This is a genomic window from Mesorhizobium sp. L103C119B0 (assembly GCF_000502235.1).
Taxonomy (GTDB): domain Bacteria; phylum Pseudomonadota; class Alphaproteobacteria; order Rhizobiales; family Rhizobiaceae; genus Mesorhizobium.
Genome location: NZ_AYXE01000016.1, coordinates 123,702 through 133,560, shown reverse-complemented (window position 1 = coordinate 133,560; position 9,859 = coordinate 123,702). Strand labels below are relative to the sequence as shown.

The 9,859-nt window shown below is 64.1% G+C and carries 7 protein-coding genes; 3 read left to right on the top strand and 4 right to left on the bottom strand.

Annotated features, from left to right (window positions below):
- Positions 1–232: 232 nt before the first annotated feature.
- The 4 genes from X728_RS142840 to X728_RS142855 form a co-directional block, all read right to left on the bottom strand.
- On the bottom strand, positions 233–1,261 hold the full coding sequence (locus X728_RS142840) for a zinc-dependent alcohol dehydrogenase family protein (protein ID WP_023832583.1): 1,029 nt from the start codon (positions 1,259–1,261) through the stop codon (positions 233–235).
- Positions 1,262–1,294: 33 nt separating this feature from the next.
- Positions 1,295–3,073: a TRAP transporter large permease subunit gene (locus X728_RS142845; protein ID WP_023819682.1), complete on the bottom strand. Its 1,779-nt coding sequence runs from the start codon at positions 3,071–3,073 to the stop codon at positions 1,295–1,297.
- Positions 3,070–3,675: a TRAP transporter small permease subunit gene (locus tag X728_RS142850; RefSeq protein WP_023683517.1), complete on the bottom strand. Its 606-nt coding sequence runs from the start codon at positions 3,673–3,675 to the stop codon at positions 3,070–3,072. The genes X728_RS142845 and X728_RS142850 overlap by 4 nt, the downstream gene beginning before the upstream one ends.
- Before the next feature lie 197 nt (positions 3,676–3,872).
- Positions 3,873–4,778 carry a branched-chain amino acid ABC transporter permease gene (locus tag X728_RS142855; protein WP_023752465.1) on the bottom strand — a complete coding sequence of 302 codons (906 nt, stop codon included), beginning with the start codon at positions 4,776–4,778 and terminating at the stop codon, positions 3,873–3,875.
- 89 nt (positions 4,779–4,867) lie between these two features.
- Here X728_RS142855 and X728_RS142860 point away from each other — a divergent pair, with 89 nt between their 5' ends.
- The 3 genes from X728_RS142860 to X728_RS142870 all read left to right on the top strand — a co-directional run bounded on the left by X728_RS142860 (position 4,868) and on the right by X728_RS142870 (position 9,760).
- A complete protein-coding gene (locus tag X728_RS142860) occupies positions 4,868–5,476 on the top strand; it encodes a CGNR zinc finger domain-containing protein (protein WP_023832582.1) in 609 nt (202 codons plus the stop codon).
- Positions 5,457–5,999, top strand: coding sequence for a hypothetical protein (locus tag X728_RS142865; RefSeq protein WP_031193855.1), 543 nt, complete (start codon positions 5,457–5,459; stop codon positions 5,997–5,999). The genes X728_RS142860 and X728_RS142865 overlap by 20 nt, the downstream gene beginning before the upstream one ends.
- Before the next feature lie 221 nt (positions 6,000–6,220).
- Positions 6,221–9,760 carry an indolepyruvate ferredoxin oxidoreductase family protein gene (locus X728_RS142870; RefSeq protein ID WP_023832581.1) on the top strand — a complete coding sequence of 1,180 codons (3,540 nt, stop codon included), beginning with the start codon at positions 6,221–6,223 and terminating at the stop codon, positions 9,758–9,760.
- Positions 9,761–9,859: the final 99 nt, after the last annotated feature.

Here is a 9,859-nt window from a genome sequence, read left to right as displayed (position 1 = left end):
AGAAAGACACTCCACAACAAACCGTAGCCGCTCGTCCATGATGCCAGTCTCTCGCCAAACCATCGCCGGTCCTCCGGCGGACAAGAAAACTGTCACCCATGCTATCGGTCCATTCTGTTACCTATCTATCCGGTTCGGACAACCCTTACCCTCTCCCCGTATAGTGACGGGGAGAGGGACGCGGTCATCGTCGTTTCGCCAATCGCCAACGTCGCAGGATTGAGGCTGCCCTTCATTCCCTGCCCGGCACCACCAACACCTTGACCTCGCCGGGGGCGGCCGGGTTGGCGATCACCGAGGCGGCTTCCTCCAGGCCGACCTGCCTTGAGATGAGCTTGTCGATCTCGATTGCGCCGGACGCGACAAGGTCCGCTGCCCGCCTGTGGGTGAAGGGATTGATGAACGAGCCGAGAACCTTCAGCTCGCGAAACAGGATGTCGAACGGTTCGAAGGGCACTTTCACGCCTTGCGGCATCACGCCGACGATCACCACCGTGCCGCCGGACTTCGCCAGCCGCATCGATTGTTCGACGGTATCGGGGACACCGGCGCATTCGAGCACCACGTCGGCCCCGCCGGGCACAAGGCCGGCTGGGCCGGCGATCGCCTCGATCGGGTCGACCGCGTTTGGGTCGACCGTCGCCGTTGCACCGAGTTCTTCAGCGAGCGCCCGGCGGGAGGCCTGCCGCGTCGACAGGATGATGGTCGCCGCTCCTGCGAGCCTCGCCAATTGCACGGTAAGCAGGCCGATGACGCCGCCACCAAGCACCACCACGGCAGCGCCGGGTCTGATTCCGGCGAGGTCGACAGCGTGCAGGCAGCAGGCCAGCGGCTCGCAGAAGGCGCCATGCGTTGGCTTGAGGTTCGCAGGCAGAAGAAAGGCCTGGCTCTGCGGCATCACGACGTAGTCGGCGAAGCCGCCGTCGCGATGGATGCCGATGGCCCTGAGATTGCTGCACAAATTGACCCGGCCAGCCCGACAATGACTGCAGCGTCCGCAGAAGATGTTGGGATCGCCGGTAACACGGTCACCGATGGCGATGCCGGAAACCGCATCACCGACAGCCTCCACGATGCCGCAGAATTCGTGACCAAGCGTCACCGGCGGGCTCGAAGGGAATTCGCCGTGGAGGAGGTGACGGTCGGTGCCGCAAACGCCGCAGGCTTCGACGCGCACCAGAACGTCCTGCGGTCCCGCAACAGGCTTGTCGACCTCCCGTAGCGCAATGCTGCCCACGGCTTCCAGGCGCACGGCTCTCATAACATCCTCACTCAGGTTCTCAGTGTTCACACATCAGTTGAAGTTCGGCGGCTGCGACAGGTCGGTCGCCGGCGCCGCCGGCTTGGCGGGCGGCGTCTCGCCGAAATTCGGCGGCTGCGAGAGATCGTTCGACGGTGGCGCCGCGGGTGATGGGCCACCGTTGGCTGGTGGTGGTGTGCCGAGAGGCGCAAGGCTTGGCATATCAGGCAAGTTGATCTCGATCGTTCCCGGATCGACGGCCGCACCCTTGTAGCGCATGACCATTTGCGGGAAGGCGATGGTCAGCCCGATCATGATCACCTGGATGCAGACGAAGGGCACGGCGCCCCAATAGATCTGGCCGGTGGTCACCGGCGCGATCTGCTTGCCGGTGAGGCGATCGAGATAGGGCACGCGCGCGGCGACAGAGCGCAGGTAGAACAGCGCAAAGCCGAAAGGCGGGTGCATGAAGCTTGTCTGCATGTTGACGCCGAGCAGCACGCCGAACCAGATCAGGTCGATGCCGAGCTTATCGGCAGCCGGCGCCAAGAGCGGTACGATGATGAAGGCGAGCTCGAAGAAGTCGAGGAAGAAGGCGAGCACGAAGACCAGGATGTTGACGCCGATCAGGAAGCCGACTTCGCCGCCCGGCAGCGACGTCAACAAATGCTCGACCCAGACGTGGCCGTTGACGCCGTAGAAGGTCAGCGAGAACACCCGCGCGCCGATCAGGATGAACAGCACGAAGGAGGAAAGCCTGGTGGTCGACGCGAGCGCCTGTTTGATGACATCCAGCGACAACCGCCCCTTCATTGCCGCCATCGCCAGGGCGCCAACCGCGCCCATGGCGCCGCCCTCCGTCGGGGTGGCGATGCCGAGGAAGATGGTGCCCAGCACCAGGAAGATCAACGCCAGAGGCGGGATCAAAACGATGATCACCTGCTGCGCCAACCTGGACATCATGTTGATGTTCAGGCCCTTGTCGGCGATCGCCACGATATAGATCAGGATCACCCCGATGCTGGCGCCAAGGATATCGGCATTGTCGCCATGCGCCGGCGCAAGGTAGCGATAGGCCGCATAGGAAGCCGCGACTGCCACCAGCAGTGCCGCGAGCAGCGACAGCACGCCGTGGCCAAGCGTGCGGGCCGCCAGCGGCAACGCCGGCATCGAGTTCGGCCGGACGATCGACATGATCAGGATGTAGAGCGTGTAAAGGCCGGTCAGCACCAGGCCGGGGATCAGCGCGCCGGCATACATGTCGCCGACCGAACGGCCGAGCTGGTCGGCCAGAACGATCAGCACCAGCGACGGCGGGATGATCTGGGCGAGTGTGCCGGATGCCGCGATGACGCCCGACGCCAGTCGTCGGTCATAGCCGTAGCGCAGCATGATCGGCAGCGAGATCAGGCCCATGGCGATGACCGAAGCCGCGACCACGCCCGTGGTAGCGGCAAGCAGCGCGCCGACGAAAATCACAGCATAGGCAAGGCCGCCGCGAACCGGGCCGAACAGCTGGCCGATCGTGTCGAGCAGGTCCTCGGCCATGCCCGATCGTTCCAGCACGATGCCCATGAAGGTGAAGAACGGGATTGCCAAGAGCGTGTCGTTAGACATCACCCGGCTGCCGTAGAAATTGTCGGGCAGCGCATGCAGCAGCGGCCACGCCAGGTTGATCGAGCCGCCCGAATAGGGCGACAGCACGACGCCGATGAAGAAGAACATCAGGCCGTTTGCGGCGAGTGAAAAAGCGACGGGATAGCCGATCAGCAGGAAGATGATCAGCGAAGCGAACATGATCGGCGCCATGTTCTGGGCGATGAACTCGATCATGGGCGCGCCTCCTGGGCGAGCGCCTTGGCCTCTTCAGCAAGGGCTTTAGCCTCGAGCTCGGCCTGTTCGTGCACCGAGATGAACGGATTGGGATCGTCCATGTCGCCGCGCATGATGGCGATCTTCTTGATGATCTCGGAGATGCCTTGCAGCGCCAGCAGGAAGAAGCCGACGAGCAGGATTGCCTTGGCCGGCCAGATGATCAGGCCGCCGGAATTGTTCGACATTTCGCCGCTGCGGAACGACAGCGACACGTAGGGGACAAAATAGATCACCATCAGCGTCACGAACGGCATCAGGAAGAAGACATGACCGAGCAGGTCGATCCAGTGCTGCACGCGGCGCGACCACATGCCGTAGACGATGTCGATGCGGATATGGTCGTTCTGTTTCAGCGTGTAGGCGGCGGCCAGCATGAAGGCGGCGCCGAACAGGTACCACTGCAGTTCCAGCCAGGCATTCGACGAGACGTCGAAGACCTTGCGGATGATGGCATTGGCGGCGCTGACCAGGATTGCCAGCAGGATCAGCCACGATATCCACCGGCCGATGAACTCGTTCATACGGTCGATCGTTCTGGATAGAGCGAGCAGCCCTGCCATGCATTTCCTCCCTGAGGTCGAAGGCGCGCCGGCTCCCCTATTTTCCGTCGCGCCGCTGTGGCCCAACGGTATGCCGTGCGTGGTTCGGCGGGTCAACATGGCATGGGCGCGATCAACGCCGTCGTGACGGGAGGCAGGGGATAAGTGCCGACCGGCTGCTGCGTCATGCAACCAAAGTCTGACAGCGGATGCGGCGATCAGGCGATCTTCTGCTGGTCGCGGCCGGGACCGATCAGCACAAGTGCCGCGACCAGGAACAGATACATCCAGCCATCGCGCCATTCGATCGGGAAATAGCCGGCCCATAGCGACTCCGTCATGCCGAAGGCGGCCGCACCGAGCGCGGCCCGAGGCGGAGAGAGATAGCCGCCCACCGCCGTCACGAACAGGATTTTCAGCCCGAAGACGAGGCCGGAGCCGAAGCTGACATTGCCGTAGTAAAGGGCGGCCATGATTCCGGCCAGCGCGGCGCAGAAACCGCCGAACAGCACCGCATGCCGGAACACTGCGCGCACGTCCACGCCGCACATGGCAGCCGCTTTGGGATCGTCGGAGACGGCGCGCCAACGGCGACCGAAGCCCGAGCGGGCAAACGCCCATGCAGCGAGCATGATGGCCGCCAGAACCACCGCGCAATCGATGAGCTGGATCAGCGTCAGCGTCGCCTGGAAGCCGGCATCCTGAGCGAAGACAATGGGTTGCGCCAGCATCGGCGGCAGCCACCAATCATGCGTGTCGGCGGCGATACGGCTTGCTTCCGACAGCACCAGCAGGATGCCGAGCGTCGTCACCACAATGGCATTGGGCGTGCGGTCGGCCAGCGGTTCGAAGACGCTGCGCGACAGCACGTGGCCGATCAGCGCGGCATAAAGGAAAGCCGTGACGACGCCGAGCACCACTGCCGCCAGCAAGGTCAGCCACAATACCTGATAGCCGAAGGCCACGGTCAGGATCATCGTCTGGCCGCAAAAGGCGAACAGCGCGCCATAGGCGAGATTGGTCCGGTGCAGGATGCCGTTGGTCAGCACGTAGCCGAAGGCAAGCAGCGCATAGAGCGCGCCGGAATGCAGCCCGTTCAGCACCTGCTGGAAGAAATAGAGCATAGACAGCTTTCCGGGCGCCGGAGCCCGCGCCAAGGTTTGCATCGTAGAATCTAACTTGTCAAATGCGTTTTATGGGTTAGATTTCTGATATGACAGTATCTTGGACCCCACATCGCTTCACCGGCGGCATTCTTGCGCTCGATACGGCCAACACCGTGGTGTTGCGCAACGATCCGGAAAAGACCTTCGACCGTTTTGACGATCCGGCCGAGATCGCGCGCTTCGCCGATGCCGCAACCGGCTTTCGCGGTGCCGAGCTTGGCGGCAGACCGTTGGAGGCGACCTCGCCGGACAGCATCGCTCCGGTGGTGCTGGCGATCCGCGAGACGACCGACTGCCTGTTTCGCGGCGCGGTGTCGAAAGGTGCGCTTGCCGCCGGCGACCTCTCCGCTTTTCTCAAGGCCTGCGCCAACGGCCTCGATCGGAGCCCTGCCGAAATCGGCGCACCGGGTAGACCGTTCGGCGATCCATCGACGCCGATCGCGTTCGAGGCGGCGCTGGCGGTTTCGGCCTTGTCGCTGCTGCGCGACGACACGGTCGCCAGGCTCAGGATCTGTCCCAATTGCAGCTGGCTGTTTCTCGACAGGAGCCGCAATTCCAGCCGCCTTTGGTGCGATATGGCTGTGTGCGGCAACCGCCAGAAAGCAAGCCGTCACTATCGCCGCCGCACGGCGGCACATGAGGTCAACAATGCCTAGGGTTGTTTTTCGTTCGATCCTTGTCGGTGCTGCGCTCATTGCAGCCGTTGCGCTTGGCGCCTGCCGCGACACCGGCGGCGACGGCAAGCTGTTCGAGGTTTCCGGCAAGGTCGTCGTCTTCAACTACCGTCTCGCCCGGGCGACCTATGTCGTGACGCTGCGGCCCCTGCAGCCGATGGGCGAAGGCCAGGTTGCGGTCGCCAGTTTCCAGAATCCGGCCGGCGGCCCTCCCCTGGTAGTCGAGCAGAAGGTCTGGCCGAAGCTCGACAAGGTCAGCCTGGAGAGCCCGGCGCTCACCTGCATCGTCAAGGACAAACCCTATGCGATCTCCATCAGCATCAGGGGTCCTGACGGCACGTTCCTGCAGAAGATCGACACGACGCTGATGTCGAGCGAGGACCAGTCGATCCTTCCCGACCGGCCGCTGGTGGTCGACCAGCTCTATACGGCCAATCCCGATCTTGCCGGCCATCCCGACGGCAAGCTGCCGGGTGAGCCGAAGCCGGATTGCTCGAAAGGCTGACGCGTCTTTGCCGGGCGCGACTGCGTGGAAATTTTCGGTCGCCGGACAACCGCCGCGGACCGATTTCGTGCCGGATACGCGACGGCAGCGGATCGTTCGTTGCGCTTTGCCTGGCACTTTCGATTTCGTTTGACCTGCCTTGCAAGCGGAGAAAGACTGCGCCAGCTCACTCCTACGTTGGCTGCGCGCCCCCGGTGCTGTCTCCGCAGAGGAAATGCCTGATGACGCTGCACGACGTCGCGCTCGACGACAAGTTCGATCTTGGTAAGGAGCGCATCTTCCTGTCCGGCGCACAGGCGGTCATCCGCATGCTTTTGATGCAGCGCGAGCGCGACCGCCGGGCCGGCCTCAACACGGCCGGCTTCGTGTCCGGTTATCGCGGCTCGCCGCTCGGCGGCCTCGACATGCAGCTGTGGCGGGCGAAAAAGCAGCTGGCGCAGGCCGACATCGTCTTCCAGCCGGGCCTCAACGAGGAGCTTGCCGCCACCGCCTGCTGGGGCTCTCAGCAGACGGAATTGCTGGGCGAAGGCAAGCATGACGGGGTGTTTTCGGTCTGGTACGGCAAGGGACCGGGCGTCGACCGCTCCGGCGACGTTTTCCGCCACGCCAACCTCGCGGGATCGTCGAAGTATGGCGGCGTGCTTGCGCTGATGGGCGACGACCATATGGCCGAATCATCGACCAATGCGCACGCCACCGAATTCCTGTTCGTCGACACCATGGTGCCGATCCTCAACCCGGCCGGCGTCCAGGAGATCATCGACTACGGCCTCTACGGCTTTGCCATGTCGCGCTTCGCCGGCACCTGGGCGGCTATCAAATGCGTCAAGGACAACATCGAATCCACGGCCTCCGTCGATGCCGCGCTCGAGCGCCTGAACATCGTCGTGCCGGAGTTCGATATGCCGCCCGGCGGCCTCAACATCCGCGACGAGATCGACATGCTCGGCCAGGAGGAGCGGCTGCATGAATACAAGCGCGCCGCTGCATCCGCCTTCATCCATGCCAACGGCCTGAACCGCATCGTCTATTCGGGCGGCCGCGCGCCGAAGCTCGGTATCATCACGCTGGGCAAGAGCTATCTCGATGTCCGCCAGGCGCTGGAAGACATCGGCATCGACGAGGCCGCCGCCAACCGCATCGGCATCCGCCTGTTCAAGGTCGGCTGCCCCTGGCCGCTCGACCTGCAGCATATCGCCGAATTCGCCCGCGGCCTCGACACCATTGTCGTCGTCGAGGAGAAGCGCTCGCTGATCGAGGTGCAGCTGCGCGAAAACCTCTACGGCACCGCCACCCAGCCGGCGATCGTCGGCAAGAAGGACGAGCGCGGCGACTGGCTGTTCCCGGCCAAGGGCGCGCTTGACCCCAACGAGATCGCCACGGCGCTGGGCGAGCGCATCCTGCGTACAATCGGCCCTTCGGAAGAGATCACTGCCAAGGTGGCAAAGCTGCGCCAGTTCCAGGCGATGCTTGCCGACACCAGCGATATCGGTTCGCGCACGCCGNAGGTGGCAAAGCTGCGCCAGTTCCAGGCGATGCTTGCCGACACCAGCGATATCGGTTCGCGCACGCCGTTCTTCTGCTCCGGCTGCCCGCACAATTCCTCGACCAAGGTGCCGGACGGCTCGATCGCCGCCGCCGGTATCGGCTGCCATTTCATGGCGCTGTGGATGGACCGCAACACGGTCGGCTTCACCGCCATGGGCGGCGAGGGCGCACAATGGGTCGGCCAGGCGCCATTCTCCAAGCGCGGCCACATCTTCCAGAATCTCGGCGACGGGACCTACAATCACTCCGGCACGCTGGCGATCCGCTTCGCGCTGTCGACCGATGCCAACATCACCTACAAGATCCTCTACAACGACGCCGTCGCCATGACCGGCGGCCAGCCGCATGAGGGCGGCCTGACTGTCGACATGATCGCCAGGCAGGTGCGCGCCGAAGGCGTCGAGCGCATCGCCATCGTCACCGACGAGCCGGACAAATATGCGGGGAAGGCCGAATTCCCCTCCGGCGCCACCATCCACCACCGCGACGACCTCGACCTCGTCCAGCGCGAGCTGCGCGACGTCAAGGGCGTCTCGGTGCTGCTCTACGACCAGACCTGCGCGGCCGAAAAGCGCCGCCGCCGCAAGCGCGGCACCTTCCCGGATCCCGACAAGCGGGTCTTCATCAACGAACTGGTCTGCGAGGGCTGCGGCGATTGCGGGGTGCAATCGAACTGCGTCTCGATCCAGCCGGTCGAAACCGAGTTCGGCCGCAAGCGCAGAATAGACCAGTCGAGCTGCAACAAGGACTTCTCCTGCGTCAACGGCTTCTGCCCGTCCTTCGTCACCGTGCACGGCGCCAAGATCAGGAAGGCCGAAGGCATTGCCGGGCGCTCCGACCCGCTTGACGGCGTGCCGGTGCCAGCCGAATTCCCGCTCGGCAGCGAGGGTTGGGCGGCGATCATCGACGGCGTCGGCGGCACCGGCGTCGTCACCATAGGTGCTGTGCTCGGTATGGCCGCCCATCTCGAGGACAAGGGCTGCGGCATGATTGACATGGCCGGCCTCGCCCAGAAGGGCGGTTCGGTGTTCACCCATGTCCGCATCGCCCGCACGCCGGACGACATCCACGCGATCCGCGTTTCGGCCGGCAAGGCCGACCTGGTACTCGGCTGCGACCTTGTCGTGTCCGGCGCCAAGAAGGTGCTTGGCGCGGTGCGCGAAGGCCATACCATCTTCCTTGCCAACACTGCCGAGATCATGCCTGGCGAATTCGCCCGCTCGGCCGATTTCTCGCTGCCCATCGAGCGCCTGAAGAAGGCGATCCGCGCTGCCGCTGGCGACGACAAGACGCATTTCTTCGACGCCACGCGCACCGCCACCCAATTGTTCGGCAATTCGCTCGGCGCCAACATGTTCATGCTCGGCTTCGCTTTCCAGCATGGCGGGCTGCCGCTGTCGGCGCAAGCCGTTGAAAGAGCGATTGAATTGAACGGCGAGGCGGTGGCGATGAACATCGCCGCCTTCCGCTGGGGCCGGCGCGCCGCGCATCAGCCGGACTTTGTGCGCGGCCTCATCGCGCAACCGGGCAAGGCCACTGAGATCGCCGAGACGCTGGACGATATCATCGCCCGCCGCGTCGCTTTCCTCTCTGCCTATCAGAATGCCGCCTATGGCAGGCGCTATGTCGAGAAGCTGGCGGTTTTGCGTGCTGCCGAGGCCAAGGCCGTGCCTGGCTCGACCGCGGTGACCGAGGCCGCCGCCAGAAACCTGTTCAAGCTGATGGCGATCAAGGACGAATATGAGGTGGCGCGGCTCTACACCGACGGCTCCTTCGCTATGGAGCTCTCAAAACAATTCCAGAGCTACGACAAACTCGAATTTCATCTGGCGCCACCGATCATGGGCAGGCGCGGCAATGACGGCAAGCCGAGGAAATCGAGCTTCGGCCCGTGGATGATGAAGGGTTTTCGCCTGCTGGCGGCGCTGAAAAGCCTGCGCGGCACGGCCTTCGACGTGTTCGGCTACAGCGCCGAGCGGCGCATGGAGCGGCAGCTTCTGGCCCGCTATGAGGCCGATCTGGAGCTTGTCGCCAAGGCACTTGCGCCAGGCAGGATCGAGGCCGCCATCGCCCTTGCCTCGGTGCCGGCGCTCATTCGCGGCTACGGCCATGTGAGGCAGGCCAGCGCCGAAAAGGCAGAGGGCGAGCGCACAAGGCTTGTCGAGCGGCTGGCCAACACGCCGGCGCGGCCTGAACTTCAGGCCGCCGAGTGATCGATACGCCTTGTTTACCTGAAGCTTGATTTCCCAATCTGCACTGCATTCGCCCGCCCTCGGCAAACGGGCCAAAACCGCTGTTCTAAGCCTTTCTTA